The 26,206-nt window shown below is 66.7% G+C and carries 24 protein-coding genes; 9 read left to right on the top strand and 15 right to left on the bottom strand.

Annotated elements, in window-relative coordinates; translation table 11 throughout:
• Nucleotides 1-95 precede the first annotated feature (95 nt).
• Nucleotides 96-842: an SDR family NAD(P)-dependent oxidoreductase gene (locus BEMPMBAN_RS31180; RefSeq protein ID WP_159235330.1), complete on the bottom strand. Its 747-nt coding sequence runs from the start codon at nt 840-842 to the stop codon at nt 96-98.
• Nucleotides 843-932: 90 nt separating this feature from the next.
• Between BEMPMBAN_RS31180 and BEMPMBAN_RS31175 the strand changes: the two genes are divergently transcribed.
• Nucleotides 933-1,493, top strand: a complete 561-nt coding sequence (locus BEMPMBAN_RS31175; protein ID WP_159235329.1) for a TetR/AcrR family transcriptional regulator — start codon at nt 933-935, stop codon at nt 1,491-1,493.
• A 177-nt stretch (nt 1,494-1,670) separates the two neighbouring features.
• Here the strand turns inward: BEMPMBAN_RS31175 and BEMPMBAN_RS31170 are convergent, their stop codons facing one another.
• From BEMPMBAN_RS31170 to BEMPMBAN_RS31160, 3 genes are all read right to left on the bottom strand, one after another.
• On the bottom strand, nt 1,671-2,564 hold the full coding sequence (locus tag BEMPMBAN_RS31170) for a hypothetical protein (RefSeq protein ID WP_159235328.1): 894 nt from the start codon (nt 2,562-2,564) through the stop codon (nt 1,671-1,673).
• 25 nt (nt 2,565-2,589) lie between these two features.
• A complete protein-coding gene (locus tag BEMPMBAN_RS31165) occupies nt 2,590-3,261 on the bottom strand; it encodes a TetR/AcrR family transcriptional regulator (RefSeq protein ID WP_159235327.1) in 672 nt (223 codons plus the stop codon).
• Between the two features lie 352 nt (nt 3,262-3,613).
• Complete coding sequence (locus BEMPMBAN_RS31160; protein ID WP_234897796.1) at nt 3,614-4,609, bottom strand: zinc-dependent alcohol dehydrogenase family protein; 996 nt, start codon at nt 4,607-4,609, stop codon at nt 3,614-3,616.
• Nucleotides 4,610-4,757: 148 nt separating this feature from the next.
• Here BEMPMBAN_RS31160 and BEMPMBAN_RS31155 point away from each other — a divergent pair, with 148 nt between their 5' ends.
• The 3 genes from BEMPMBAN_RS31155 to BEMPMBAN_RS31145 all read left to right on the top strand — a co-directional run bounded on the left by BEMPMBAN_RS31155 (nt 4,758) and on the right by BEMPMBAN_RS31145 (nt 7,571).
• The gene (locus BEMPMBAN_RS31155) at nt 4,758-5,753 is read left to right on the top strand and encodes a GlxA family transcriptional regulator (protein ID WP_159235326.1); all 996 of its coding nucleotides are present in this window, start codon (nt 4,758-4,760) and stop codon (nt 5,751-5,753) included.
• Between the two features lie 147 nt (nt 5,754-5,900).
• Entirely contained in the window at nt 5,901-6,341 is a 441-nt protein-coding gene (locus tag BEMPMBAN_RS31150; protein ID WP_159235325.1) for a pyridoxamine 5'-phosphate oxidase family protein, read from the top strand.
• A gap of 72 nt (nt 6,342-6,413) precedes the next feature.
• Nucleotides 6,414-7,571: an SGNH/GDSL hydrolase family protein gene (locus tag BEMPMBAN_RS31145; RefSeq protein WP_159235324.1), complete on the top strand. Its 1,158-nt coding sequence runs from the start codon at nt 6,414-6,416 to the stop codon at nt 7,569-7,571.
• Between the two features lie 49 nt (nt 7,572-7,620).
• On the opposite strand, the gene BEMPMBAN_RS31140 is transcribed toward BEMPMBAN_RS31145, so the two are convergent.
• The 5 genes from BEMPMBAN_RS31140 to BEMPMBAN_RS31120 form a co-directional block, all read right to left on the bottom strand.
• On the bottom strand, nt 7,621-8,709 hold the full coding sequence (locus BEMPMBAN_RS31140) for a methyltransferase (protein WP_159235323.1): 1,089 nt from the start codon (nt 8,707-8,709) through the stop codon (nt 7,621-7,623).
• A gap of 59 nt (nt 8,710-8,768) precedes the next feature.
• The gene (locus BEMPMBAN_RS31135) at nt 8,769-9,710 is read right to left on the bottom strand and encodes a DUF5996 family protein (RefSeq protein ID WP_159235322.1); all 942 of its coding nucleotides are present in this window, start codon (nt 9,708-9,710) and stop codon (nt 8,769-8,771) included.
• 216 nt (nt 9,711-9,926) lie between these two features.
• A complete protein-coding gene (locus BEMPMBAN_RS31130) occupies nt 9,927-10,469 on the bottom strand; it encodes a CIA30 family protein (RefSeq protein WP_234897795.1) in 543 nt (180 codons plus the stop codon).
• A 122-nt stretch (nt 10,470-10,591) separates the two neighbouring features.
• Nucleotides 10,592-11,065 (bottom strand): DUF4174 domain-containing protein, encoded by a 474-nt coding sequence (locus BEMPMBAN_RS31125; protein WP_159235320.1) that lies wholly within the window; start codon nt 11,063-11,065, stop codon nt 10,592-10,594.
• A 130-nt stretch (nt 11,066-11,195) separates the two neighbouring features.
• The gene (locus tag BEMPMBAN_RS31120) at nt 11,196-12,005 is read right to left on the bottom strand and encodes a DUF1906 domain-containing protein (RefSeq protein WP_159235319.1); all 810 of its coding nucleotides are present in this window, start codon (nt 12,003-12,005) and stop codon (nt 11,196-11,198) included.
• 170 nt (nt 12,006-12,175) lie between these two features.
• Between BEMPMBAN_RS31120 and arr the strand changes: the two genes are divergently transcribed.
• A complete protein-coding gene (gene arr / locus BEMPMBAN_RS31115) occupies nt 12,176-12,604 on the top strand; it encodes an NAD(+)--rifampin ADP-ribosyltransferase (protein WP_159235318.1) in 429 nt (142 codons plus the stop codon).
• A gap of 41 nt (nt 12,605-12,645) precedes the next feature.
• Here the strand turns inward: arr and BEMPMBAN_RS31110 are convergent, their stop codons facing one another.
• From BEMPMBAN_RS31110 to BEMPMBAN_RS31095, 4 genes are all read right to left on the bottom strand, one after another.
• Nucleotides 12,646-14,790 (bottom strand): DNA gyrase subunit A, encoded by a 2,145-nt coding sequence (locus tag BEMPMBAN_RS31110; RefSeq protein WP_159235317.1) that lies wholly within the window; start codon nt 14,788-14,790, stop codon nt 12,646-12,648.
• 11 nt (nt 14,791-14,801) lie between these two features.
• A complete protein-coding gene (locus BEMPMBAN_RS31105; protein ID WP_159235316.1) occupies nt 14,802-16,835 on the bottom strand; it encodes a toprim domain-containing protein in 2,034 nt (677 codons plus the stop codon).
• A 219-nt stretch (nt 16,836-17,054) separates the two neighbouring features.
• Nucleotides 17,055-17,732: a flavodoxin family protein gene (locus BEMPMBAN_RS31100; protein ID WP_159235430.1), complete on the bottom strand. Its 678-nt coding sequence runs from the start codon at nt 17,730-17,732 to the stop codon at nt 17,055-17,057.
• Between the two features lie 125 nt (nt 17,733-17,857).
• A complete protein-coding gene (locus BEMPMBAN_RS31095; RefSeq protein WP_159235315.1) occupies nt 17,858-18,787 on the bottom strand; it encodes a serine hydrolase in 930 nt (309 codons plus the stop codon).
• A 192-nt stretch (nt 18,788-18,979) separates the two neighbouring features.
• Between BEMPMBAN_RS31095 and BEMPMBAN_RS31090 the strand changes: the two genes are divergently transcribed.
• Both BEMPMBAN_RS31090 and BEMPMBAN_RS31085 read left to right on the top strand, forming a co-directional pair.
• Nucleotides 18,980-20,275, top strand: a complete 1,296-nt coding sequence (locus tag BEMPMBAN_RS31090) for a DUF2786 domain-containing protein (RefSeq protein ID WP_234897794.1) — start codon at nt 18,980-18,982, stop codon at nt 20,273-20,275.
• Between the two features lie 145 nt (nt 20,276-20,420).
• Nucleotides 20,421-21,536, top strand: a complete 1,116-nt coding sequence (locus tag BEMPMBAN_RS31085; RefSeq protein WP_159235314.1) for a coiled-coil domain-containing protein — start codon at nt 20,421-20,423, stop codon at nt 21,534-21,536.
• A gap of 8 nt (nt 21,537-21,544) precedes the next feature.
• On the opposite strand, the gene BEMPMBAN_RS31080 is transcribed toward BEMPMBAN_RS31085, so the two are convergent.
• Nucleotides 21,545-23,056 carry a serine hydrolase domain-containing protein gene (locus BEMPMBAN_RS31080; protein ID WP_200846193.1) on the bottom strand — a complete coding sequence of 504 codons (1,512 nt, stop codon included), beginning with the start codon at nt 23,054-23,056 and terminating at the stop codon, nt 21,545-21,547.
• A gap of 39 nt (nt 23,057-23,095) precedes the next feature.
• On the bottom strand, nt 23,096-23,746 hold the full coding sequence (locus BEMPMBAN_RS31075) for a sigma-70 family RNA polymerase sigma factor (RefSeq protein ID WP_159235313.1): 651 nt from the start codon (nt 23,744-23,746) through the stop codon (nt 23,096-23,098).
• Between the two features lie 229 nt (nt 23,747-23,975).
• Here BEMPMBAN_RS31075 and BEMPMBAN_RS31070 point away from each other — a divergent pair, with 229 nt between their 5' ends.
• Both BEMPMBAN_RS31070 and BEMPMBAN_RS31065 read left to right on the top strand, forming a co-directional pair.
• Entirely contained in the window at nt 23,976-24,680 is a 705-nt protein-coding gene (locus tag BEMPMBAN_RS31070) for a response regulator transcription factor (protein ID WP_200846192.1), read from the top strand.
• Nucleotides 24,677-26,200: a sensor histidine kinase gene (locus BEMPMBAN_RS31065; protein ID WP_159235311.1), complete on the top strand. Its 1,524-nt coding sequence runs from the start codon at nt 24,677-24,679 to the stop codon at nt 26,198-26,200. The genes BEMPMBAN_RS31070 and BEMPMBAN_RS31065 overlap by 4 nt, the downstream gene beginning before the upstream one ends.
• Nucleotides 26,201-26,206 lie beyond the last annotated feature (6 nt).

Genomic DNA, 26,206 nt, shown 5'->3' with positions numbered 1-26,206 from the left:
GCCCGAGCGCTCACCAAACGCAGGTGGCCACGGCGCACGCGGAGTCCGCGGATGCCCTTTACGACGTCACGAAGCACAGATGCGCCGCGGTCGAGTCACAGCAACACGCCACCGGATACCTCGATGCGTTCACCCGTTGTCCAGCGGAATTCACGGGACACGAGCGCTGAGATCGCGTCGGCGATTTCATCCGGGTCGCCCACTCGTCCGAGAGCGGTTTGTCCGGAGAGTGCCTCGCGCATGGCTTCGTCGTCGCGCATGGCTCCGCCGTTGAAGTCGGTTGCGGTCGGGCCGGGGGCGATCGAGTTGACCCGAATGCCCCGCGCACCTAGTTCGAGGGCCAGGCTGCGGGTGAGTGCTTCGAGGGCCTTCTTCGATGCCGCATAGACGGAGGTGGCCGGGCTGACGTGTCGGCTGAGCGAACTCGACACGTTCACGATGCTTGCGCCGTCCGACAGGTGGGGCAAGAACGCTTGCGTGAGGAAAAGCGGACCACGGACGTTAACGGCGAAGGTGGCGTCGAAGCTTTCAGCCGTAATGTCGCCGAGCGGCGCAAACAGGCCCACCCCGGCGTTGTTGACCAGCACGTCGATGGTGCTGGCGTTCCACTCCTGTTCGATGCCAGCGAGTACTGCGACGCGCGCCGCCTCGATGGAGGAGAGGTCTGCGACATCCAGCTGGACCGAGATGGCTTCGCCTCCCGATTCGATGATGTTGTCCACGACCTCGCTCGCACCGCCCCGCGAAGCCACGACGACGTTGATCTTGTTCCTGGCCAGAGCGAGCGCGGTGACTCGTCCGAGTCCGCGGTTGGCTCCGGTCACCAGCGCGATACGGATCATGCCATCTCCCAAACTGGATAAGTAAATAGATACTTACTTGTAAACTAGCCGGTGACCGTGATCCCGTCAATTCGACACAGGGGAGAAATAATGGCCCGCGACGCGGCAGCCACCAGAGAGCGGATCCTCGCTGCAGCTACCGACGAGTTCTCCGCGCACGGGTTAGCGGGTGGGCGGGTTGAGCGGATCGCGGCTCAGGCGCAGTGCAACGTCCGGATGATCTACGCGTACTACGGTGGCAAGGTTGGCCTGTTTGATACGACACTGGCGGAGGCGCTGCGTCGCATGGCCGAGAACGTCCCTCCGCGTCCTGAGGACCTTGCCGGCTGGGCCGGTGACGTGTTCGATCATCACCAGCATTTCCCGGAAGTGCTCCGGCTGAGTATGTGGGCCCAGCTCGAGCGGCCAGAGGCCCTTGCTGAGCCGCGCGAGGTCTATCAGAACAAGGCGCTCGCCGTCGCGACGGCTGCGGCTCGACCGCTCTCGGCCGTCGACGTTCTGGTCTTCATCTACGCCATCGCGCAAGCCTGGCAGCTGTCGCCGAAAGGACTTACTGCACTTGCGGAAAACCCAGCCAACAGTCACGGAATTGCCGCGCGACGACAATCGGTCGTCACCGCTGTCGAGCGGATGCTGCAAGCACAATCCTGAGTCGAAGACGCTGACCTAACCTCTCGGAGCTCGCCACCAAGGGGCCGAACGGCGGCTCCACCCGGCAGTTCATGAGACGTCCGAGGCCGATGTCTCGCTGTCACTGAGGCGCAGAGACGCGGGGCGCCGGTGTCCGGGCTGTCGCGCGACCTGCACCTCGTTATCGGGCATGGCGGGTCAGATCCTCACAGGGACCGGCTGTGAGGATTCGCCGACCGTGGTGTCGTCGTCGAGTTGCAGAAGGCGAAATAGGCGGTAGCCGAGGCCTGTTCGTGGCCAGATGACGGCGAACCAGATCACGCCGGCAGCGACGAGGACGCCGATGAACCATCCCAGCAGGTGGATGAGCACGCTGGCGATGATCGCGGACACCACGCAGACGCCGAAGACGGCGACGAGCATCGTGATGATGAGGCGCAGGGCGCCTGGCGCACGGTCAACACCGGCCAAGCGGTAGCCCTCCCGCAGGGAGTCGAGCATCACCCACAACAGCACGATGACGATGACGCTCATCGCGGCCAAGGTCAACGCGACCGGAGAGGTGAGCCAACTGCCAACTCTGTCGAGCGCTTCACTGGCGGTGGGGTTCGCAGGCCAGGCCTGGAAGGTCTCTTGGTCCGCGGAGAAGAAGCGTTGGTAACCGCGACCGTCCCAGCCATGGACCAGCACGAAGAACATAGCGAAGTAACCGAGACCGGCTTGCAGGAACGCCGCATATCTGCGGCCACCAAGGATCAGCCGCTCGGCAACCCAGTATCCCAGCAGTCCTTGGGTGACGTTGGTGATGACGAACAGCGTCACCACCCACGCCGGGATCGATCCGTGATCGGTCGCGACTTGCATGGTTTCCCAGTCGGGGAATGCCCATAACAGGTAGATCCCGCTAGGGGCGAAGAGCACCGCGCAGTACAGCAGTGTGACAACGCGATGCGGTGAGCTGAACCGGACCCAACGGTTGCGCGCTGGGCCGGACGGGTCCTTGTGGCGGCCAGCGCTAGCGATCTGGCGGGTGGCCGCGACCGCGAAGCCAGCACCGATCGCGTAGGACCAGAAGACGTCAACCTGAACCATGACTCCTACCCCTTTCCTTGTTTGGTCAGCTATCCGGTCCAGCCGGCGACAACTGCGGCGTCGTCACCGCATACGGCTTGGTCGCGCCGTCGGGGAGCAGGCCGCGAATGACTGTGTGGGCGGTGAACCGAACGGTGTCATCCCACGTGTAGTGGTGCATCAAGTGCCGGATGCTGGTGAAGTGATCGGCCAGTCCTGTGACCGTCGACCACAACAGCGACAGCACCAGGTCCGGATCAGGCGCGTCAGCGGGCTCGAACTCGGCGAGGGCGCGTTCCACGATCGCCCGCACCGCAGCGAGTACCCGGCCGGTGGAGGCGACGAGGTGATCGCGAATCTCCGGCTGCAGCCGGGCCTCGTCCTCGATCATGGCCAAGATGTCGAGGTTCCTGCCGAACTCGACATAGACGTCGCGGTAACTCGTGGCGACGGCGACGAACAGTTCTTCAAGGTCAGTGACTGACGCCAGCGCGGGTGCCAACTCGGCCGACATCTGATCAAGCCGCTCAGCGAACATCGCGGCGAACAGCGACTCCTTGGTGGGGAAATAGACATAGACCGTGCCCAACGCCACTCCCGCGCGCCGAGCGACTTCGCGCATCTGTAGCGCCGCCAGCCCGCGTTTACTCAGCAGGGCCCGACCAGCGCGCAAGATGTCGCGTCGACGTGCCTCCTTGTTGCCCCACTTCGACGCCAAGTGCCACCTCTCCTAAATTGAACAATGTTCATTTAATGAACATTGTTCATATTGGCGATCCCACCGCACGTCTGTCAAGACTGGGTCTGCTGGGGTGGTGCCGGTCATCGCCGAAGATCACAGCGGCACGCCGTTCGGTGCGCACTCGCGAGGTCCAACGCGGCATGCGCGGGTGCCTGGCAGCACCGGGAACACCCGGGTGGGGGGCGGTCGAGGGCTTGGGTCCGATCCGCGTGCGGTCATTCGAGCGCTGCGTTTCGATAGTTGTCGATCGCTTCTGCTGTCGCCCTCTTGAGCTCCTTGCGCAGAGTCGGGACGATGTCGTCACCGCCCGCGTGTCCGGAGCATCCCGCTACGAGGTGCGAGTGGGTAAGGCGACAGTGTCCCCTGCCACGTCGATCGCGATTTTGCCGTGGAGTACGTAAGAGCGCCTGTCCTCCAAGATTTCATGAGCCTCGCCCATCCGCGCGAGCGGCAGGGTCGCGCCGATGACCGGCCGCACGAGGCCGCGCTCGATCAGGTTGGTGAGTGCGTCCAGCTTGCCGCGGTTCTGCCGGGTGAACACGAAATGGTAGGCGGCATTCTTGCCCCACGCCTCGATGAGGTTCTGCGGCTGCGCGATGTCGACGATGCTGACGACGCGTCCGGAGTCCGCCAGCGTCAGTGGACTTCTCGTGAGCGCGTCGCCGCCAATCGTGTCGAAGACGACGTCGACTCCCTGGCCATGCGTGATCTCCGAAAAAGCGTCCACGTAGTCGCTCGACGTGTAGTCGACTGCCGCATCCGCTCCGAGCGAGCGCACGAACTCATGGTCGCCGGCTTTCGCGGTGGTGATCACCCGTGCGCCCATCGCCTTCGCGACCTGGATCGCGATCGTGCCGACGCCTCCCGCGCCGCCGTGGATGAGGATGGTCTCACCCACGGTCAGCTGAGCGCGTGTCACGAGCGACTCCCACACCGTCCCGCCGACGAGTGTCAGGCTCGCCGCCTCCAGGTGGCCGAGGTTCTGCGGCTTGCGGCCCACGAGGTCGACGTCGGCGACGTGCTGCTCGGCGTATGAGCCGGGGCCGCCGAAGATCTGGGGTGTGTAGTAGACCTCGTCGCCTGCGCGGAACTCGGTTACATCGGGTCCGACTTCCTCGATCACGCCGGAGATGTCGTGGCCGATGATCGCGGGCAGGGGGACCTCGTCTGCGTAGTCTCCACGACGGATCTGATAGTCGAGCGGGTTGACGGCGGTTGCATGGACGCGCACCCGCACCTGGCGGGGCCTGACCTCGGGTACGGGGACATCCCGCAGTTCAAAAGCGTCAGCACCGCCGAAACGGGGAAGGACAACGGCTTTCATGGTGTCAGCGATGATCGGAATTCCTCATCTGGAGTTTCCGGCGCGGCTGCGCCCGAGCGGATGTCATCTCAGTATTCGGCATCGGCGACGTGCGCTCCAGTGGCAAGATTGCCAATATGTGTGAGGATAGTGCCAACGAGGCAGTGCCGTGACGCGGCGACCCCATCACGTGGTGGTCCTGGTGCTCGATGGTGCTCTTCCCCTGGACGTAGGCATCCCGGCGGAGGTGTTCCACCCTGAAACGGGGTTCCCCTATGAGGTCGCAATCTGCGGGGTCGATGCGGGAACGGTGCCGGCTCATGGGGGCTTCGGGTACGCCGTCCCTCGTGGGCTGGAAGCGCTGGCGGGCGCCGATACGATCATCGTCGCGGGCTATGCACCGGCGGGTCGGGACGTGCCGGCCAAGGTGCACGAAGCTCTTCGGAGCGCAGCATCCCGAGGCGCGCGGATCGCGTCGATCTGCTACGGCGCGTTCGCCCTCGCCGACGCCGGCCTGCTCGACGGTCTTCGTGCAACGACCCACTGGGACGCGGCGGAGCAGCTGGCCGAGCGCTATCCACAGATCACGGTCGAGCCCAACGTCCTCTTCGTCGACGAAGGATCCATCCTCACCTCGGCGGGTGCCGCCGCCGGAATCGACCTGTGCCTGCACATCGTGCGACGCGACCTCGGGCTGAGCGCGGCGAACGCGATCGCCCGCGGGCTGGTGACCGCGCCCTACCGCAGCGGCGGGCAAGCGCAGTATCTGCCGACGAACAGCTCCGTACCCCACGGTGACACCTTGGCCGCGACCCGCGAATGGATCATGACGCGGCTCGACCAGCAGCTCACCATCGACGGCATCGCGGTGCATGCGCAGATGTCGCCGCGCACGTTCATGCGCCGCTTCGCCGAAGAGACCGGCACCACCCCGTTGCAGTGGATCCTGCGCGCTCGGGTCGACGCCGCCCGAGAACTCCTGGAGAGCACGAGACTGTCCGTCGACCAGATCGCCGAGCAGGTCGGCCTCGGAAGCGGATCGAACCTGCGGCTGCACTTCCGCAGGATCGTGGACGTGTCCCCTTCCGAGTATCGCGCCACCTTTTCGGGGGGAGCCGTGGGTATGTGGCCGGAGGCTCCTGTGACGCTGACGGGACACACCTAGTCGTAAGCCCGCTCAGCTGCAGTGCAAATCTCCCCAGGATGTAGGCCGGAAGAGCCGGTATCGGATGTGGACGAGACGTGCGCGGCGCGCTCTGGTAGGCCGAACCGCCACACAAAGCGCCGACTTCGCTCTTGTTAGCCTGCTTTCATGCCAAGCAAACTCAGTGACGAACAAATTGAGGCGTATCTCGATAGCCGTCCGAGCTGGGCGATACTGAGCACCGTCGACAAGGACGGATTCCCGCACGCGGTACCTCTGGGATACTTTCGCCTTGGCAGGGACATCGTCATGGGTGTGCGAGACGGTACCCGCAAAGTTGCCAACGTCGAAAGCAACCCGAAAGTGAGTATCTTGCTCGAAGACGGCTCGAGCATGGCAGATATCCGGGGAGTGATGTTCCAAGGTCACGCCCGCATTGTTCGCGAACGAAGCGAAGCGCTTGAGCTCGCGAGAGAAGGGGCCCGGGCACGGGGCGTGCCGGAGTCCGAATGGCCCACCGCACCACGACCGGGCGCCGCCTACATCCGCGTGACACCCGCTAGAACGTTGTCGTGGAATTACGGAAGTTCAACGTCTGACCAGGCTTAGTTTTGATGTACTCGGCGAGGAGTCGCCGGCGTAGGGAAAGCCGTGAACTCTCATTCTCCGGGTGACCGTGCGATGAGAAGCCACCCGATCACCGCCGATTTGCTGCGTGGTCTGGCCGAGCTGGAACCGACAGACCGAGGCTGGTTGCCCCACCGACTGCCGGCCCGAGCCCGCGCACAGTGCGGTGACCCGCAACTCGCGGCCGTGGAGGCACAACCCTCCGGCGTGCGATTGGCGTTCCGCACTCGCGCCACCGCGGTGGAACTCGATCTGCTGCGGACGCGGACGATTCTGGTGGGGGTGCCGGACCGCCCCGACGGCATGGTCGACCTGCTCGTCGACGGGCGCCTCACCCACCAGGTGACGACCACCGGTGGCGACGTGGTGCGAGTCGACCCCGCTACGGGACTCACCGAGAGTCAGCGCGGATCCGTTGGTACCGTGCGGTTTACTGGACTGAGCGCACAGGACAAGGACATCGAGATCTGGCTGCCGCATTACGAGCGCACCGAGATCGCCGGCCTGCGTACCGACGACGCGATCACGGCCGCCCCACCTTCCGGGCAGCAGGTGTGGCTGCATTACGGCAGCTCCATCAGCCAGGGCTCGAACGCAGCGAGCCCCAGTACGACGTGGCCCGCGCAGGCCGCCGCGCTCGGTGGGGTGGAGCTGATCAACCTCGGCCTGGCGGGCAGTGCGATGCTCGATCCATTCGTCGCCCGCACTATGCGCGACACACCCGCTGACGTCCTGAGTATCAAGACCGGTATCAATCTCGTCAACGGTGACGTGATGCGGGTGCGGGCGTTCGGACCTGCGGTCCACGGGTTCTTGGACACGGTCCGCGACGGACACCCCGACAGCCCGTTTCTCGTCGTGGGTCCGCTGTACTGCCCTATTCATGAAAATACGCCAGGGCCAGGTGCTTTCGACGTCGCAGCCCTCGCCACAGGGCAGATCCGGTTCATCGCTACAGGTGACCCCGCAGACACGACCCGCGGCAGACTGACACTGTCGGTGATCCGCGACCAGCTCGCCGAGATCATGGCCGCGCGGGCGGTCGACGACCCGCACCTGTACTACCTCGACGGCCGGGATCTCTACGGCCCCGACGATTCCGCCGAACACCCACTGCCCGACAACCTGCACCCTGACGCCTCGACACACCAGATCATCGGCGAGCGCTTCGCCCGTTTGGCATTCTCAGAGGACGCACCGCTCGGCCGATGACGCCAGCGTCGTCACAATATCGACGAACGTCGCATCCCCGAACGGGCGATCAGATCTTCTCTGCCTCGACGAGGTCGTGCGGCACCACCGAGAACGTCCGGCCAGTGGGGTGGAGGCCGGCGGTGGTGAGCAGTGCCGACAACTCCTCCAACGAGCGCAGACGTCCGCCGTCGCGTTGGGTCAACGTGTGCAGATCGAGAAGCGGTGAGAACGGATTCGGGCGATTACGTGGCTGGAGATACTCGACCACCACCAGCTTGCTGCCCCTGGGCATGCTCTCTGCCACCGCGGCGAGGATCTTCACGCAGCGTTCGTCGTCCCAGTCGTGCAGCACATCCTTGAGCAGGTAGACGTCAGCGGTGGCGTTGATGACGCGGAAGATGTCGCCCTCGACACGATCGATTCGGTCGGCGACTTCGCGGTCCGCGAGGAATTGCTCGGCTTCGGCGATCATGCCGGCACTGTCGACCAGTACCCCGCGCAGATTCATGCGGGACTCGGTCACGATCACCGACAGCAGCGTGCCGATCCCGCCGGCCACGTCGCACACCACAGCATCGTCCGGCCAGGGGTAAACCTTCGCAATTGCGCGGGCACTGATCTCGGTGGCCTGACGCATCGTCGACGCGAAGACTCGCTGCTCGTCCGGGTGCGCGGCGTACCACTCCCACACCGACATCCCGTGCACGAGCTCGAACGCGCTCTGGCCGCTGCGCACGCTTGCGGCGAGCCCGCCCCAGGCGTCGACGGTCGACCGCATCCCCTTGTAGCGCATCCAGGCCCGCAGCGACGCATAGTGATCGCTGCGTAAGACCGCGCCGGTGCGTGTCAGCTTCACCGCGCCGGTTCTGCGGTCCATCGTGCACAGGCCGCAACCGACCGCGCCGCGCAGCAGACGATGGGTGGCTTCGACGTCGCAGTTGATCCGGGCGGCGATCTGAGGTGCGGTCAGTGGCCCATCGGCGAGCACGTCGGCAATCCCGAGTTCGGCGATGGCCGCGGCGATCTGGACGCCACCGACGCCTTCGCCGAGATCCAGCATCGCGATCTGCGGCGGCACCATCATGTCTGCGAGCTGTTTGAGCTTGCGTCGCAAGGCGAGCGTGGCCAGCACCACGGGCAGAGGCGTCGATGGCATCCGTGCAGGCTACCTGCCGACACGTTGTGTCTGCGTGGCTGCTCTCGCTCCCGGAGCCGCTAAGACCGAGCTTTGTGCGTCCAGCGGTTCGGATCCGTCTCGAGGCCGCGCCGGTCCCATCCCATCAGATCGGCGGCCGCTCCGTAGGTGAACTCCAGGAAGTCCATCACCGCCCCGTCCGGGTCCTTCGCTTGGCGGGCAACCTCATACGGCAACAGATACTGCCGCAAGTTGGTGTCGTAGAAGGCGCCGGCGGGAGGCTCCGCAGCGTCGGCGTACCCGGCCGGTTCCGGATAGGCGTAGGAGTAGAACGCCCCTTCGGCCGCACCGCCAGGCCAGAATCCGCAACTGCTCAGCTCGTGGGAGTACCCCTCCTCCATCACCCAGTCGCCGCAATTCGGCGCCCCTCCGGGATGCCGGGGTGCGAGGCCACCGGAGAATCTCGTGCATGCCAGGTCGAAAGAACCCCAGAAGAAATGCACGGGACTGACTTTGCCGATGAACCCGGCACGGAACCGGCTGACCACCCGGTCCGCTTGCACCAGCTGTCGCCAGAATGCGTTGGCCGCGGCGGGGTCGTAGTCGGCGTGCGTGTCTTCGGCGAACGGGATGGCCGGGTCTACTTCGTTGGGTCCGCTGGAGATGGTGACTTCGATGCCCAGACCGCTGAGCGTGTCCAGCACCGCACGGTGGAACCGGGCGACGGAGGTGTCGCGCAGATCGATGGTGGCGGCGCCGCCGTCACTGACCCGCACCGCCAGTACATGGTCGACGAAGTCGAACTCCATGTCGAATGAGTCGGTACCCGCGGGGATCGCCGACGTCGTCAACCCTCGCGGTGACACGTAGAGCGGCACCTGCCACCAGTGGTTGACCAGCGGCGCGCGGGCCAGCCGCACCTTCCCCACGATCTGGCTCCACATGTGCAGCGATCTGCGCGTCGGCTCCCAGTCGTCGACGCGGAGAGCCGGCCAGCCCTCACCCGCTCGGGCATCGGTCATTCGAACCTCCTCGATGTTGTGAAACCGAACCGGCGCCCGGTATCGGTTGGGTCCAGCCGCCGCGGCGCCGACGAGCGGCCGGTCGACAACACCGAACGCACAATTCGGTGACAATCATCCTGACCATCCTGCACCCGTTCCATCGTGAGGCGGTGTGTACCGGCACGCAAGGGACCAAGTGCGGCCGGTCCACGCACCGGTTGCGGGAGGTGCATCTCAGGCTGTGGCGTCGATCGCGCTGACCGTGAGCTCGAAGGGGCCCTGCTGTTTGTCGAGAATGTAGACCGACACCCGGTCGATGCTCGAGGGGTCCAGAGTCTGCGGGGCGTCGGGTGCGGGATCGAGGCGCATGCCCACCGGCTGGAAGCCTTCAACGGGCAGGTCGTAGGTCCGCTGGACGGCGGCCTGGGTGGGGAAGCGCTGGATGTAGGACCACGGCTGCCCTGCAGTGCCCACCTTCAACACGTAGGTCTTGCCGTCGCCGATCGCGTGTACGCGCAACGACGTGGCGCCGCCGGCTCTTCGCCCGATATCGAGGTTCTGCGGACTCTGCGCCGAAGCGAAGCCGCCGTTGTTCTCCAGCGAGAGGTTGCCGGAGAACACGAGGCCGTCGTCGAACGTGATCCTCGAGGTGGACAGGCCGCCCATGACGGGGTCGTTGACCGTCGTCCAAGCGGCTACCTCGTCGGCATCGTCGAGGTCGACGAGAGCGACGTCGGGATTGGCTGCTTCGGCGGACGAGCGAGCAGTCTCCGGCACGTTCGTCGGCTCGTCCGCATCGGCGGTTCGCCCGGTGCTTCCGCACGACACCGTCAGAACTGCCAAGCAGACGAACACGATGCTGAACTGCCCACGCCGAAACCTCTGGTCTGTCTTCGACATCAACACCGGCCCGGATCGGCACGCATCTCGCGGCTTCGCATCTGCATGCCGTCGATCACGGCGTAGATGGTGTGAAGGTCCGGTACGTCGTTGACGCGCAGCTTCTCACCGCCGTCTTTTCCGATCAGCAGCACGCTGAAGGTGTTCTCCCCAATCGCATACTGCGCTGCCAACCGTTGGGATTCATCGGCGTTGAGCGCTTGGTCGTCGAGCGTGCTGTTGCCCTGCGCTACGACTGTGCCGATCACCATGTCACGATCAACGAACTCACATCGGCTGGCGTCGATGCGGCCCAGCGTCTCCACGAGCCTGGGGTCGCTGTCGGTGGGCGCGAACAGCAGCAACGGGCGATGTTCCCAACGGAAGTCACTGAGGTCGGCGGCCGCGGCACTTGCTGATCCGAGTGCGACGCCGGCTGCCAGAACAATCAGCGTGAGCGCACTCAGAATGAATCGCCGGAAAATGCGATTCATCACCATGGTAATTCTCGACTGTACCGACTCATCTCAGGTTGTCGAGATGCGACGAATTCCGACGACGCACACCGCCGTGGTTCCTACCCCCGCAGCCTCCGGGCAGCGCGCTCGACTCGCGAAGTTGCGGTCAGGGGTGCAGGTTCCACTGGCCGCAATCCTGGGCCAGCACGTCGTTGACGTCGACGCGGATGCCGCCAACGATCGGTCCCGGATTCGAGGCGGTGTCGATGATGCGCTGGTAGAGCACTGCGCCAGGGTAGATCTGGCCCTTGGACCACGACCGGGTCTGCCATGCCCACACCTTGCCGGGTGACCCCGACCTGCCGATCACCCCGTCGGCTGCGGCCCACTGGCACGGATTGATCCCGGCGTAGATCCCGGTGCGCATTACGCCGAGGACCGAGTTGATCCCGCGAAACCACTGCAGTGCAACGTTGTTCCAGGTGGCACGGTCGATGTCGTCGTCGACGCTGAAGAAGATCGGTGCGCTACGTCCGCCACCCGCAGCGGTGTGCAGGCGCCAGGCGGTTCTGGCGTCGGCGACGCCCCCGGCGAACCCGCGCGTGAAGTCCGATGGCGCTGTCCCGCCGGGCTTTCCGTATTGGTAATTGCTGACGATCACCAAACCCGCGGCGGTCAGCGACTGGGCGTAGGGCAGCGTGATCGGCTTCGCGCCGAAGGACGATCCGGGCCGCGAGGTCGATACGTAGTTGATCACCCCGGAGTGCCCGGCAGCCCGGATGTCCTGGGCCGGAATCTGGCGCATGGCGAAGTCGATCAGAGTCGGAGCGGCGGCTGAAGCTGGAGGTGTGGTGGCACCGGCCGCGGCGGCACCGAACCCGGCCAGCGCCGACGCTGCGGCGGCGTAGCGCAGTGCGTCACGCCGAGATACGGGGTGTGATCGCAGCCGACTGGTCGTCCACGGCGAATCCGGCATGGCGGGATGTTAACAAAGTGACAGCTGGGAACGATGTGGCCACGCCGAGCGCCATCGTGGGCCTGACAGCTCGGCCACTTTCACCATATGGCGGGGAGGGGGTCTTGCGGCAAGGCCCCCATCCTGGCGCACACTCGTGCGGCTGAGTCGTCCGAACAGGGGGAGTTGTGGTGCCGCAGATACCGAAACCGTTCGAGGTGTACCAGGCCGGTGTGTTCCTGCACGGCACCAGGGCAGACCTCTCTGTCGGTGACCTGCTGGTACCGGGCCGACTGTCGAACTACGACAGAGACCGCGTCATGAACCACGTCTACGTGACCGAGACGTTGGACGCTGCGGTGTGGGGCGCTGAGATGGCCGCCGGCGACGGCCGTTGCCGGATTCTTGTCGTGGAGCCGCAAGGCCACGTCGAGGACGATCCGAATGTGACGGACAAGAAGATGCCGGGGAATCCGACCCGCTCCTATCGCACCAAGGAACCGGTGCGGATCGTCGGCGAGATCACCGACTGGGTCGGGCACACCGAAGAACAGCTCCAATCCATGCGCGCGGGCCTCGCCGACCTCAGACGCCGCGGGCTCGACGTCATCTACGACTGACCCGCCGCGCTTTTCACCCGGCGTACGGGGTGGACTGCCGCCTACTCCGCCGGCGTCACATCCCCGCCGGAGCCCTTGACCGAGGCCTTCGCACGTTTCTCGGCGCGAACCGTCCTCTTGCCGCGCACGAACCCGGTCGCCGAGACCGTCGCCGACACCAGCGCGGTCTCTCCCCTTGCGAACGGGTGGAACCCGACGCCTGCACCGCCGCGGCCTTTCACCGGGATGTCGGCGACTTCGGTGACCTTCCAGCCCTTTTCGGATATCGACAGGATGGCCTCGCCGTTGTCACAGGTCAGCGGCAGGGCGGCGATGACAGTGTCTTCCGGGTCGCCCGCCGCCAACTTCACCCCGGCGACACCGTTGCCTGCCGCGCCCTGGGGATTGACCGCGGACGGGTCGATCCGCAGCACCTTTCCGCGCCGGGTCACCAATGCCAGATGTGAGCCCGGCGCCAGCACACCGGACTGGAGCAGTCCGGTGATGTCCGGCGCCACCGGGACGTCGCGGATCTTGTACGGCAGCCCGGCGCCGTTGGTGAACTTGACGCGACCGTCGGTCCACACCGCCCAACCCAGACCGGAGGTGAGCAGCTCACCCCGACTGTCGGAGAGCACGCCGCGGTCATCAAGTCGCCACGCTGCGTTGACCTTGCGCTCGCGCGGGCCGTCCTCGTCGGACTTGGATGTGATGGGGGTGGCGTCGAAGTCCAGCACCGTGCGGCGATCGAACTCCGGGCCTTTGAACAGTTTCGCCGTCTCGACCAGCTCCTTGTCGATCACCGTTCGACGTGCATCAGGATTCGACACCAACTCGGTGAGCTCGAGGAATTCGGCGTCCAGCTTCTCCGCTTCGGCCTGCAACTCGATGACGTCGAGCTTGGTCAGCCGGCGCAGTTGCAGGGCCAGAACGTAATCGGCCTGCTCGGTGTCGATCGAGAACCGATTCTGCAGCCCTTGGCGCGCCTCGTCGACGGTGTCGGAGTTGCGAATGACCGCTACCGCGGCATCGATGTCCAGGTGGATCGTCATCAAGCCGGCGACCAGATGGCGCCGCGCGGTGACCTTCTCCAGGCGGTATTCGCTGCGGCGCAACACCACCGAATCCCGCAGGTGCAGGAACGCGGCGATCAGTTCCCGCACCGACCACCATCGTGGCACCCGGTCCTCGTCGAGCGCCACCAGGCTGGCGGCGAACGTCGACTCCAGCGGGGTCAGGGCGAGCAACTGGTCGCGGATGGTCTCGGCGCTGTGGCCGCGTTTGGCGGTGACCACGATCCGCAACCCGTTTCGGCGGTCGGTGAGATCGGACAGATCCGCTACGCCGGAGAGCTCACCGGATTCGACCAGAGCCCGGATCCGCTCCTGCACGGTGTTACTCGCGACGCCGGGTGGCAGCTCGGTGACGACGACGTTCTTTCCGTCGACGGAGACGGTGCCGCGCACGGTGAACGCACCGCGGCCGGTGGTGATGTACTCCCGCAGACCCGCGGTGCCGACCACGGTCGCACCGCAGCCCCAGTCGGGGCCGGGAATCAGTTTGAGCAACCTGTCGTCGGTCATGTTCGGGGTTTTCAGCAGCGCGCGGCAGGCGGCCATCACCTCGCGGGGATTGTGGGCCGGTACCTTGGTCGCCCATCCTTCGGCGATGCCGACCGCGCCGTTGCAGAGCAGCACCGGCCACTGGGCGGGCAGTACCGTCGGCTCGATCCATTCGCCGTCGAACGTCGACACCATGGGCACGGCGTGGTCGTTGAGCTCGGCGGTCAGCGCCGCGCCGGGTGGGGACAACCGCATCTCGGTGTAGCGGTCGGCGGCGGGGATATCACCCTGGATGCGCGGGAATGCGCCTTGTCCGTCAATCACTTTCACGCGCTGGAACTCGGCGGCCATCAACGCCGCGGCCCCGTACATCGACGCGCCGCCGTGCGGATGGAGGTTGCCGGTGACCGCGGAGCACACCTTCGACGACTTCTGCGGCTTGTTGCCGGGCAGCAATCTGGAATCGTGCATCTGGTAGAGCAGGCGACGCTGCCCGGGCTTGAGCCCGTCGAACGCGGACGGGATCGCGCGATCGCTGACGCTGTAGAGGGCGAAGGTCAGCTGGTAGTGGTTCCAGTAGTCGTCGGCGCTCTGGTCGAGTACCAGGTCGGGGTTCTGTTCGGGGACGTCCAGGGTGGCGGTCACAGTGATTCTCTCTATGTCAGGTCGAGCGCAGCGGTGTCGACGCGGGCGGCGACGTCGGCCATCCACGTGCGCCGCCCCTCCGGCGGTCCACCGAACAGGGTGTGGTGCAACTTCGCTTCACTGTCGTCGGGGTGCACCCGAATGACCGTGCGGCGCTGCGGATCCAGCACGGTATTCCAGAAGTCGTCGGCGTCCATCTCGCCGAGACCTTTGTTCCGCTGCACCTCCACCTTGCGTTTCGAGGTGGCGCGCAGCTGGGCCACAGCGGCGTCTCGCTCGGATTCGTCCTGGCAGTAGATCCGCTCCTGGCCGTCCTTGACCACGAACAACGGCGGCAACGTCACGTAGACCATGCCCGCTTCGACGAGCGGGCGGTAGAAGTCCAGGAACATCGAGATGAGACTGGAATTGATGTTGCCACCGTCGGGGTCGGCGTCGGAGGCGAACAGGATCCGGTCATAGCGACACGATTCGGGGTCGCAGGCGTCGCGGACCCCGCAGCCCAGGATGCGTTCGATCGAGTCGAACTCGTCCTTGATCCGCGCCTTGTTCACTGTGAACCCGTAGACGTTGGGCGGCTTGCCTTTCAGCGGGAAGGCCGCCTGGAAGGTGGCGTCGCGAGCCGCCTTGATCGTGCCCAGCGCGGAATCGCCCTCGCACAGGAACAACTCGGCCCCCGACCCGCGGCCGGTCTCCCGGCTGGGCAGCAGCTTCGGCGGCAGCGACAGGTTGGTGCCCAGGCCTTTGGCTTTCGACGCGGCCCGGGAACGGGCTTTGGCGCCTTCGGCGCTGCGCCGCGCCCGGGCGGCTTCCAGCGCCAACTTGGTCCACAGCGTCACGGCGTCGGCGTTGCCGGGGTTTGCCGCCCAGATGGTGACGCTGCGTGCCACGTCCGGGGCCATCGCCACGTTCAGGGAGCGCGACGACACCGCGGTCTTGGCCTGCGAGTCCCAGGCGACGTCGGGTGCTCGGGTGTCGACGGCGAGCGCGGTCACCGCGGCGAAGTCCTGCGCTTCCGGGCCGTCCTCACCTTTGGCCAGACCCAGGTCGCGGATGCGGGAGGCGCGGTCGGCCAGGGCTTCGGACATCCCTTTCACTGCGGCGCTGAGGTGTGACCCGCCGCCGGGGGTGCGCACAGTGTTGCAGAACGCGGCGACCGTGGCCGGCTCGGCGGGCCCGGCGGTCAGGGACCAGCGGAACGGTGTCGGGCCACGACCGGTGGTGTACTCGCCGCGGCCTTCGACCACTGCGCGCACGCCTGGAACCGGGGTGCCGGCGGCGACGCACATCAAGTCCAGCAGGGTTTCCGAGCCCCACGGGCCACCGAACGGTTCGAGCAACTCCGGGCGGACCTCGTCGCCGGGCCACCCTTCGTCGACGACGCTCAGGTGCACCCCCGGGGACATCCGCGACGATGCGTGCGCGCGGAGCAGCACCTCGTTGATGTCGATACTGGAGTCCGGCACCACGGCCGGGTCGAACAGGATCCGCACTTCTGTGCCGTGTGCGTCGGGTTTGCGGTTGCCCGTACCGCGCAGCTTCTGGGTGTCGGCGCGGGTGAACGGGGCGTCCGGATCGAAGTCCCGGCCCTCGAAGATCCCCGGGTAGCCGCGGCTGAAACTCTGCAGGTAGGTCTTCCCGCCCCGGCGCACGGTCACGTCGGTCCGCGCGGAGATGAACACCGCGGCCGCGGCCCCGATTCCGTTCAGCCCGGCGCCGGTGCTCGCAGCGTCGGAATGCACGGAGAACTTGCCACCCGCGCGTGCGGTACCCAGCGTCTTGACGATGCCGTTCTTCCCGTTCACCGGGTCGGAGTCGATGGGCAGGCCACGCCCGTCGTCGGCGACGCTGACCGATCCGTCGGCGTGCAGGGTGATGGTGACGCATGCCCCACCGTGGCTGGGGTCGGCGACCTCTTCGATCGCGTTGTCCACCAACTCGCGCAGCGCGGTGTTGAGCACGTCCAGGCCGAGGTTCACCGCAGGCCGCAGGCGAGTGTGCTGGACATCGTCGAGCTCGGTGATGTCGGCAGCCGTGTAACTCACTGCTCGTCCTTTCCATCGAGGCCGGGTAGCGGTGGACCGAAACGCGCAGGTGATCCACTCGGCGACCGCAGGTGTCGCAGGAATAGTAGACGGCCGAGCCGACATCTCCGTGCAGCCAGGCGGTGTGACATGGCGAAGAGGCACCGCATTGTCGAAACAGGCCGTCTCGCAGGTGAACTCCTGCTGCGTGCGACCCCTGGACGCGCGCCGGGCCTCCCGCTAGCGGTACTCGGGGTTCTCGTATCCGAAGTGACAACCGGCGTCCCATTCGGAACGCTGATTTCCATAGGCCGGGAATCCGCCCGCGCTCTTGAGCAGTTTCGCCATGTGCATCAGGTTGTAGGTCAGGAATGTGGTGTTGCGATTGACGAAATCGTTCTCGGGCCCGCCGGAGTTCTCGTCCAGGTACGACGGACCCGGGCCCGCCGCGCCCACCCACCCCGCGTCCGCCTGAGGCGGCACCGTGTACCCGATGTGCTGGAGGCTGAACAGAATGCTCATGGCGCAGTGTTTGACGCCGTCTTCGTTGCCGGTGAGCAGGCATCCGCCGGCCCGGCCGTAGTATGCGTATTGGCCCTTGTCGTTGAGGACGCCGGAGTAACCGTAGAGTCGCTCGATCACCTGGCGCATCACCGAACTGTTGTCGCCGAGCCACACGGGGCCGGCGAGCACGAGGATGTCCGCCGCCAGCACACGCTGCTGCAGCGCTGGCCATTCGTCGGTCTCCCAGCCGTGTTCGGTCATATCAGGCCGGACGCCCACCGCGATGTCGTGGTCCACCGCCCGGATCTGATCGACCTCGACACCGTTGCTACGCATCAGTGCCACGCTGCGATCCACCAGGCCCTGGGTGTTGCTCGCCTCGGGGGAGCGCTTCAATGTGCAGTTGATGTACATGGCCTTGAGGCCGGAGAAATCGGGAGCGGACTGCGTGGTCAAGGGGACTCCTTCTGATCGGCAGATGTGGTCCGGCTGAGCGTCGATGCGGATGTGCGACTGAGTCGATGCGGGTGTGCGACTGATCAGATTCTGCCGCCGGGGAACATCGTCCTGACGGCCTGGGTGATGTTCTCCCGGGCGGCGGCGGCGCCGACGGGATCCAGTGAGCTGATCGCCATCACGTAGCGGCGTTCGGGCCCGATCACGCCGGTGGACACGTGCAACTGGTTGCCGCCGTTCCAGCAACAGAACCAGCCCTGCTTGAACGCAACCGGCTCGCCGGAGAGCGCGTCGGGGATGCCGAACCGCTGCGGGTACCCGTCGGTACCCGTCGGGGTGGCTTGCGCGAGGTTGCCGATGATGACCTCGGCCTGTTCGGGCGGCAGCCCTCCGGCGCCGTCCAGCAGCATGTCGTAGTAACGGACGAGATCGCTTGCGGTGCTCTGCGTGACGTCCCATTTCCCGTTGGCGGGCGCGGTTGTGCCCGTCAACCCGTACCGATCCACGATGCGCGCGATGATGGCGTTCTGACCGCTGCGGTCCCAGAACATCTGGGCGGCGCTGTCGTCGGAGGAGCGCAGCATGATGTCGAGCGTCTCGCGGTCGGCGGCGGACAGTTCCGTTTCCCCTCGCGACTCCTGAAGCAGCAGATCGTCGGCGATGAACAGCTTGACCACTGACGCGAGGGGGAAGGGCTGGTCGGCCCGAATGGACGCGACCTGACCGGTGGTGCGGTCCAGTACCGCGGTCTTGATGTCGGCGCCAGAGGAGGCGGCGGCGTCTGCGGCGGCCTGGCTGACTCGGGCGTCGAGCCCGTCGAATGGCGCCGCCGGCGGGGCGGGCGGGGCTTCAGGTATCGCCGGAAGTGAAGCCGGCGGGGTGACGGCGGGTGCCTGGGGGCGGTCGGTGGCCGGCGGCGCACCCGACACATGCGCCTCACAACCGTTGACGAGCAGCGCCACGCAGCCGACCGCCACAGCCGTCATCACTTGATTGCGCAACCTTCGACGCATGGGCTCCTCCAACCAGTCCCTGAACCAGGCGAGCGGGGGCTGAGCTGCGCCATTTGGTTACCAAGCCTAACCGGCCGGCCGGAGACACGGGGAAATGAACCGGGGCGATCTGGAATGCATCGGCTGAGTCTGGCGCCGCAGCGTGGCCGCGCCTCCTGTCGACTGTCGGACCCTGCGGCCACAATTCCGGACATGGGCAAGCGCAACCGCGAGCGGCGGAAGGTCAAGCAGAAGCACCGACGCCGGTCGGCCACCGGACGCGAACACGTCGGGCCGGATCCAGGGCCCGATCGGGCGCAGATCCTCGAGCGTCTCGTCATCTCATTGAGTACGGCTGCCGCCGTCGCCACCTCACAACGCGCGGCCGAGCTGTTGGAACAGTCCCGTGGTTACGAGCGCGAACTCGACGTTGCCGCCGACCTCGCCGTGCACGAGGCGATCCGAGCGGCTTGGGAACATGGGTGGTCGCCGACTGATCTCCACGAGATCGCGCGCCGGAGGGTGGACGCAGACACCGCACGCTACCTGGACGAGGCCATCGTGCTGGAGTCCCGGCGATACTCGGTGGGCACGCTGCACCCGCGGTGGCGCGTGGCGCTCGACGACATCGCGGCGGCGGTCGGGTCGTCGGCGACCGCCCCGCAGATGCGGCGCTGGGCTGCTTCACATTCTGCCGACGAGTGCAGCGTACTGACCGTCGTCCTGCAAGTCCTGAACCTCCTGGGGAGGATCCCCGCGATGGAGGCGCTGCTTCCGCTGCCGGGTTCGCACCGCCAGCTGGCCGCTGTGGTCGACGAGGTCGACGAGAAGATGCTTTCGCGGGTGCGCGCATTGCTGGCCAAGGCCGAGGCCACTGAGTTTCCCGACGAGGCCGAGGCGCTGTCAGCAAAAGCGCAGGCACTGATGGTTCGGCACTCCTTGCGGGAAGCGGTCGCCGATCACGACCATGGACGGCCATCCGTCGCCGCGGCGCGCAGGGTCTGGATCGACAACCCCTACGTGGCGGCGAAGGTCGCCCTCGTGCAGGCCGTCGCAGAGGCCAACCGGTGCCGCACCGTCTGGCACAAGGACCTGGGCTGCGTCGTCAACGTCGGCGCCGACAGCGATCTGGACGTCGTCGATCTGCTCACGACGTCGCTGCTGGTACAGGCCAGCCGGGCGATGTGGTCGCCGGACGCCGGCACGACGTTCGTGGTCAGTCGCGTACGAAGTCGTTTCGGCTGTCCTTCCTGGTCGCCTACGCCACCCGGATCGGGGAGCGACTCGCCGCAACCAGTTCGTCGGTCACCGAGGAACTGCAACGCGACGACCGGTTGCTGCCCGTGCTGGCAGCGCGCGACCGCGCAGTCGACGAGGCGTTCACCCGGCTCTTCCCGAAAACGGTCACCAGCCCGCTTTCGGCGTACGACGCCGTCGGCCTGGGGGCGGGGCGCTCGGCGGCCGACACGGCGATGCTCGACGTCCGAGACTCGATCGCGGGCTGAGTAGCGGCAGCTCCGGCGGCAATTGCCTTCGTCCGGTCGGCGGCCGCGGGCTGGCCGAGCGGCCATGCCATCGACCGGCTACCGTGTCCGAGGACACGTAGCCGGACCGTGATCGGTACCCGCAGCGAAGGATCTTTTGGTTGACACGAATGGGCAGGGTCCACCGCGCGCTTCTGCGGACAGCGTGTGGCGCGATGACCGTCGCGGTGATGCTGGCGCTGTCGGTGCTGGGCGGCGTGCGGGCAGATCCCGCGGCTGACGCGCTGGCCAGGCTCAACGAGGTGTCCCAACAGGCGGTGCAGACCCGCGAGGCCGTGAGCGCCGCGCAATCCGATCTCGACGCCAAGCTGGCGGCTCAGACAACGGCCGAGGAACGCCACCGCGTCGAGCTGGCGGCGCTCGAGGGCGCGAACTCCCAACTGCAGACCTACCAGTCCGCTGTCGACCGCCTGGCGGCCACGATGTACATGAGTGGGCGCACCGGCCTGTTGGCCGCGGTGCTGACCGCCGACTCGCCGCAACAGCTGATCGACCAGATGTGGGCGCAGCGGACGATGCCGGCGGAGATGTCCAATCGGGTGAACGCCCTCCAGCTCGCTCGTGCGCGTGCTGCCGAGGCCGCCCGAGCCTCGCAGACAGCGGCCGCCGACGCTCGCGCCGCCGCCGAGCGCTCCGCCGCGGTGCACGAAGACCTACAGGGCAAGTGGGACGAACTCCAGCGACAGATCGCCGACGCGGAGGCGCAGTACGCGGCGTTGACACCACAGCAGCAGGCAGTGTTCGACAACCCCGCCACACCTCCTCCACCGCTGGGCGCCCCGGCGCCGCCCGACCCGGCGATCATCGCGATGCCCGCGCCGCCTCCCCCCGAAATCGCCTCGCCGCTGGCGGCGGCGAGCGTGGATGTCCCGGAGGCGTTGCCGGTCGGCGTCGCACGGGAGACAGGCCTGCAGCCCAACACCATCCTGGCCGCCCGCGCCATCAGCGCCCGATTTCCCCAGATCGCCCACATCGACGGAGTGCGCCCGGACTCCAAACCGTGGCATCCGAGAGGCCTGGCGATCGACGTGATGATCCCGAATCACGGCAGCGCCGCGGGCATCGCGCTCGGAGACGAGATCCTCGCGTTCGTGATGGGCAACGCGGGCCGGTTCGGCTTGCAGGATGCGATCTGGCGCGGCACGTACTACACCCCTGCAGGTCCGCGAGGATCGGGCTACGGCCACTACGACCACATCCACATCACCACGAGACCGAGCAGGTAGCCGACCCGCTAGCGGCCGTACAGATGCAGTTCCCGGGCCGCCGCCGTGGCCACCTGGCCGCTCAGCGCCGCGATCGGCGGTCCCCCACGCTGGTGGATGACGTTCGCGAGGACGACCACGTAAGTGTCTGAACCCGGGTCGATCCACACAGTTGTCCCCGTGAAGCCGGTGTGGCCGAAGCTGCCGACGGGAAAGACCACACCCCGCGGCCTGGATTGGCCGGTATCGATGTCCCAGCCGAGCCCCCGAAGGTTCTGGCCACCCACTGCCGGATAGTTCGGTGCGAACCGGGTGTCCGTCGCAGCGTGCGCTGCGTCGAGCTGTTGAGCGGTGTGTCCGGGCTGCTGCGGCGTTGTCATCAACTCCGCCGTCGATTGTCTCAGCGGAAACGGGCTCGGCCGGCCGGCGAGGCGATCGAGCAGTGCCTGCGCGAACCGGCCGACGTCGTGCGCCGTCGAGAACACCCCGGCACTGCCGGTCACGCCACCCATCCGGCGTGCCGTCGGATCGTGCACGGTACCGCGGAGCGGGTGGAAGTAGTCCGGGTTCCTGGCCGGATCGTCGTGGCTATCTTCGTTGCGGGCCGTCGGCGCCACCCGGCCCAGCAGATCGGTACTCCACGTGCCCTCCGGGCACTGCGCCACGTGCTCCGCCAGGGGGTCGACCGAGAGCGCATTCCCCGTGATCCGATGCGGCCCGCACGCTTTGGCCGGCGGCAGATAGTGGGTGTCGGTCATGCCCAGCGGCGTGAACACGTTGTCGTCGACGTAGACATCGATCGTCTCGCCGGTGAGCCGTTCGATCAGCACACCGAGCAGGATGAAGTTGATGTCGGAGTAGTGGAACAGCCCGGGATCGAACACCACAAGCGCGGCGAGGGCACGCCGAACGCCGTCGGCCTTGTCGGCGCTGTCCAGCCCCCACGGACCGTCCAGGCTCAGATCGCCCGCGATGCCCGACGTGTGCGTGAGCAGCATGCGCAGCGTCACCTGCGCGCGCCGCGGATCTGCTGCCGGGTTGAACTCCGGCAGATACGACTGCACGGGTTCGTCGATCTGCACCCGGCCTTGTTCGTAGAGCTGTAAGAAGGCCGTCGTCGTCGCGAGGCTCTTCGTCAGCGACGCCAGATCGAAGATCGTGTCCTCGGTCATCGGCTCCGCAGGCGCGGGCGCCCCGTCGAGGCCAGGTTCGCCGGCGAGCTTGCGTACCCCGAAGGCCTGGTGGAAGACGACCTTGCCGGCGTGCCCGATCTGGACCACCGCGCCTGGCAGACGGTGCGCCGCGATCGCGTTTTGCACCAGCCGCGCGACGGTGGGGAACTCACGCGCCGCCGACATGTCCCACCCGTGAGGTGCCGGCGGAGGCGGCGTCGGCGCGGTCGTCGGTGTCGACGTGGCCGGCGGGGAGGCGGCCGGCGGCGGGGGCGCGGCGCGTTCGCACGCAGGGACCGCGCCGAGGATGAGCAGGACAGCACCGACCGCGGAGACCCGGCCGAGGCACGATCCTGACACCGTCACCAGATCGACGGTAGCCCGGTCCGCTGACCGGCGCGACGGCACTCACCCGGCGGCACGCAGGTCATCGATGACATCAACCTGCTGACGCGTGTCGATGAGCCGCCGCCGACGCGCAGCATCACCCAACAGCAGGCGCAACTGGCGCCGTGCCCGGTGCAGCCTCGACATCACCGTGCCGACAGGAGTGTTCATCATGGCGGCCACCTCTGCGTACGGATAGCCTTCGATATCCGTCAGGTACACCACTTTCCGGAAGTCCTCGTTCAGCACCGCCAACGCCGCCCGCACTGCGTTATCGGGCTGTGCCGCAAGGAATGTCTGCTCAGCGGACAATGTTCCCTGTGCGCCGGTATCGTCGCCGGTATGTTCGGCGACGGCCTCCATGGACACCTCGGCCACCCGCCTCTGTGAGGCTCGATAGTTGTTGATCCACGTGTTCCTCAGGATCTGGTGCATCCAGGCTCTGGCGTTCGTCCCGGGGCTGAACGTCCCGTAGCTGCGGAAGGCGCGAAGAAGCGCGTCCTGCAGCAGATCTTCGGTACCGGCGCCACCATTGGTCAGCCGTGCCGCCGCCCGCAACAACTCCGCCCGCAACGGCATCACCTCGCGCTCGAAACAAGCTGCCAAATCCGGACATTCGTGCCCATCCTTGTAGTGCATCATCGATTCACGTTCTGCTGTCACAGGTTTCATGGGTACGACGGTAGGACCGTCATCGGGCACATCGGGGATTCTCACATCGAACACAAAAGATCGCGGGGCCCAGCTCGATGCACGTGGGAGGTGCCGACGGCCCGTAGATATGAAACGTCTATGAACACTGGTCAGTGGCCGGCGCAGGCGCGACAATGGATCGGTGACGTCTGCGCCGGTGAACAACAAGCACGCACCCCGTCGCGCGATCCTGGGCCAGCTGCCCAAGATGTACCGCGTGGACGGATCGGCCATCCGGGTGCTGCTCGTCGACGACGAACGCGCCCTGACCAACCTGGTCCGGATGGCGTTGCGTTACGAAGGGTGGGAGATCGACGTCGCCCACGATGCCGCGGAGGCCGTCGACAAGTACCGGGCCAACACCCCTGACCTGCTCGTGCTCGACATCATGTTGCCCGACACCGACGGGCTCGGTGTGCTGACGCAGATTCGTGAATCCGGCACCTACACACCCACGCTGTTCCTCACCGCGCGTGACTCGGTGGCCGACAGGGTCACCGGGCTGACCGCCGGCGGCGATGACTACATGACCAAACCGTTCTCGCTCGAGGAACTCGTCGCCCGGTTGCGAGGGCTGTTGCGCAGAACGGCCTACCTCACCCCTGCCGACGACGAGTCACTGAAGGTGGGCGATCTCGCACTCGATGTCGCGAGCCGCGAGGTCACCCGTGGCGGGGTGCCGATCTCGTTGACGTCCACCGAGTTCGATCTATTGCGGATGATGATGCGCAACCCGCGACGGGCCCTGAGCCGCAACGAGATACTGCGTCAGGTGTGGGACTACGACTTCGGCGGGCGTACCAGCATCGTCGACCTGTACGTCTCGTACCTGCGCAAGAAGATCGACACCGACCGCGAGCCGATGCTGCACACCGTGCGTGGTGTCGGGTACATGCTGCGACCGCCGGAATGAAGCGAACCTGGAAGAGCTGGAGTCTTCGACGTCAACTCGCCGTCGGCGTTTCAGTCGTCGTCGCGGTCGCGCTGGCGACGTTCGGGACGATGGCGATCCTGACCATGCGGTCCTCGATGCTCGGCATGATCGACGCTCAGCTGTCCGGCGCCGCGGATGGATTCAGCAAGACGGTGACCAAGTACCGGAGCACGCCGCTGCCCACCGGCGAGCTGCCGCCGCCGGGGGCGATGAAGCCGCTCACGTTCGTCATGGGCCAGGCACCCGGCAACGTGATCGCGCTGATCCAGAACGGCAGGGTCGTCGACTCGGCGCACTTCGTCGACGGTGAAGCTGAGCCGTTGCCGCCGGCGGCCGTCGCAGCCATCGAGGACCTGCCGCCGCCCGGCGCGCAGCCGCGCACGGTCCAACTACCCGGACTGGACTGGTACCGGATGGTCAGTCACCCCGGTGACGGTGACGAGATCCTGGTGACCGGGGTGTCGCGGTCACCGGCATGGGTGGCGATGGTGCGGGCGACGGCAGTCGTCGCCGGCATGACCGCGCTGGCCCTGGTGATCGCGGCGCTGTTCACCGTCGCGATCGTCGGCCTCGCGTTGCGCCCGCTTCGCCGTGTCGCCGCGACGGCCGCGGAGGTGGCGACACTTCCCCTCGACCGGGACAACCACGCGATCACCGTGCGGGTGCCCGCCGGTGACACCGATCCCCGGACCGAGGTCGGGCTCGTCGGTGACACGCTGAACAGGCTGCTCGATCACGTCGAACACGCGCTGGCCGATGTCGCCGCATCCGACCGGCGCATGCGCCAGTTCGTCACCGACGCCAGCCACGAACTCCGCACGCCGCTGGCCGCCATCCACGGCTACGCGCAGTTGACCCGACAGGACAGCTCGGTGCTGCCCGAGACCACCGAGTACTCCCTGGCGCGCATCGAGGCCGAGACGCAGCGAATGCATGCGCTGGTCGCAGACCTGCTGCTGCTGGCCCGGCTCGACGAGGGCCAGGATCTCGACACCGACGATGTGAACCTCACCGAGATCGTCGTCGACGCCGTCAACGACGCCGCGGTGTCGGCACCCGCGCATCACTGGTCGGTCGAGGCGCCCGACGGTGCGGTCTGGGTGCGTGGGGACCGGGCCCGGCTGCACCAGACGCTGGCCAACCTGTTGTCCAACGCCCGAGTGCACACACCGGCAGGCACCACGGTGACCACCACGCTCGTCGCCGAAACCTCCGAGGACGGCACCGGACACGTTGAGCTGACGGTGACCGACGACGGCCCCGGCATCGACCGAGAGTTGCTCCCTCACCTGTTCGAGCGGTTCGTCCGCGCCGACAAATCGCGGTCCCGTGAGGCAGGCAGTTTCGGACTGGGCCTGTCGATCGCCGCATCCATCGTCGAGGCGCACGGCGGATCTGTCAGTGCCGATTGCGATTCCGGCACAACGACTTTCACTGTCAGGTTGCCCGCCAGATTGTCCGCAGCCGCCGTGACCGCGCAGTACGCACCGATGGTGTAGCGGGCA

Source organism: Mycolicibacterium austroafricanum (genome assembly GCF_902705885.1).
GTDB classification, from domain to species: Bacteria; Actinomycetota; Actinomycetes; order Mycobacteriales; family Mycobacteriaceae; genus Mycobacterium; species Mycobacterium vanbaalenii_A.
Note: the sequence above shows the minus strand (reverse complement) of the source record. Positions and strands in the feature narration are given on the sequence as shown.

Bases quoted from the DNA above. Each gene is read 5' to 3' on its own strand.
- BEMPMBAN_RS31065 (WP_159235311.1), top strand. From the start codon at position 24,677: ATGAAGCGAACCTGGAAGAGCTGGAGTCTTCGACGTCAACTCGCCGTC.
- BEMPMBAN_RS31070 (WP_200846192.1), top strand. From the start codon at position 23,976: ATGTACCGCGTGGACGGATCGGCCATCCGGGTGCTGCTCGTCGACGAC.
- BEMPMBAN_RS31100 (WP_159235430.1), bottom strand. From the start codon at position 17,732: ATGTACATCAACTGCACATTGAAGCGCTCCCCCGAGGCGAGCAACACC.
- BEMPMBAN_RS31180 (WP_159235330.1), bottom strand. From the start codon at position 842: ATGATCCGTATCGCGCTGGTGACCGGAGCCAACCGCGGACTCGGACGA.
- BEMPMBAN_RS31150 (WP_159235325.1), top strand. From the start codon at position 5,901: ATGCCAAGCAAACTCAGTGACGAACAAATTGAGGCGTATCTCGATAGC.
- BEMPMBAN_RS31135 (WP_159235322.1), bottom strand. From the start codon at position 9,710: ATGACCGATGCCCGAGCGGGTGAGGGCTGGCCGGCTCTCCGCGTCGAC.
- BEMPMBAN_RS31075 (WP_159235313.1), bottom strand. From the start codon at position 23,746: ATGAAACCTGTGACAGCAGAACGTGAATCGATGATGCACTACAAGGAT.
- BEMPMBAN_RS31160 (WP_234897796.1), bottom strand. From the start codon at position 4,609: ATGAAAGCCGTTGTCCTTCCCCGTTTCGGCGGTGCTGACGCTTTTGAA.
- BEMPMBAN_RS31095 (WP_159235315.1), bottom strand. From the start codon at position 18,787: ATGCGTCGAAGGTTGCGCAATCAAGTGATGACGGCTGTGGCGGTCGGC.
- BEMPMBAN_RS31175 (WP_159235329.1), top strand. From the start codon at position 933: ATGGCCCGCGACGCGGCAGCCACCAGAGAGCGGATCCTCGCTGCAGCT.
- BEMPMBAN_RS31085 (WP_159235314.1), top strand. From the start codon at position 20,421: ATGGGCAGGGTCCACCGCGCGCTTCTGCGGACAGCGTGTGGCGCGATG.
- BEMPMBAN_RS31145 (WP_159235324.1), top strand. From the start codon at position 6,414: ATGAGAAGCCACCCGATCACCGCCGATTTGCTGCGTGGTCTGGCCGAG.
- BEMPMBAN_RS31140 (WP_159235323.1), bottom strand. From the start codon at position 8,709: ATGCCATCGACGCCTCTGCCCGTGGTGCTGGCCACGCTCGCCTTGCGA.
- BEMPMBAN_RS31170 (WP_159235328.1), bottom strand. From the start codon at position 2,564: ATGGTTCAGGTTGACGTCTTCTGGTCCTACGCGATCGGTGCTGGCTTC.
- BEMPMBAN_RS31120 (WP_159235319.1), bottom strand. From the start codon at position 12,005: ATGCCGGATTCGCCGTGGACGACCAGTCGGCTGCGATCACACCCCGTA.
- BEMPMBAN_RS31125 (WP_159235320.1), bottom strand. From the start codon at position 11,065: ATGAATCGCATTTTCCGGCGATTCATTCTGAGTGCGCTCACGCTGATT.
- BEMPMBAN_RS31090 (WP_234897794.1), top strand. From the start codon at position 18,980: ATGGGCAAGCGCAACCGCGAGCGGCGGAAGGTCAAGCAGAAGCACCGA.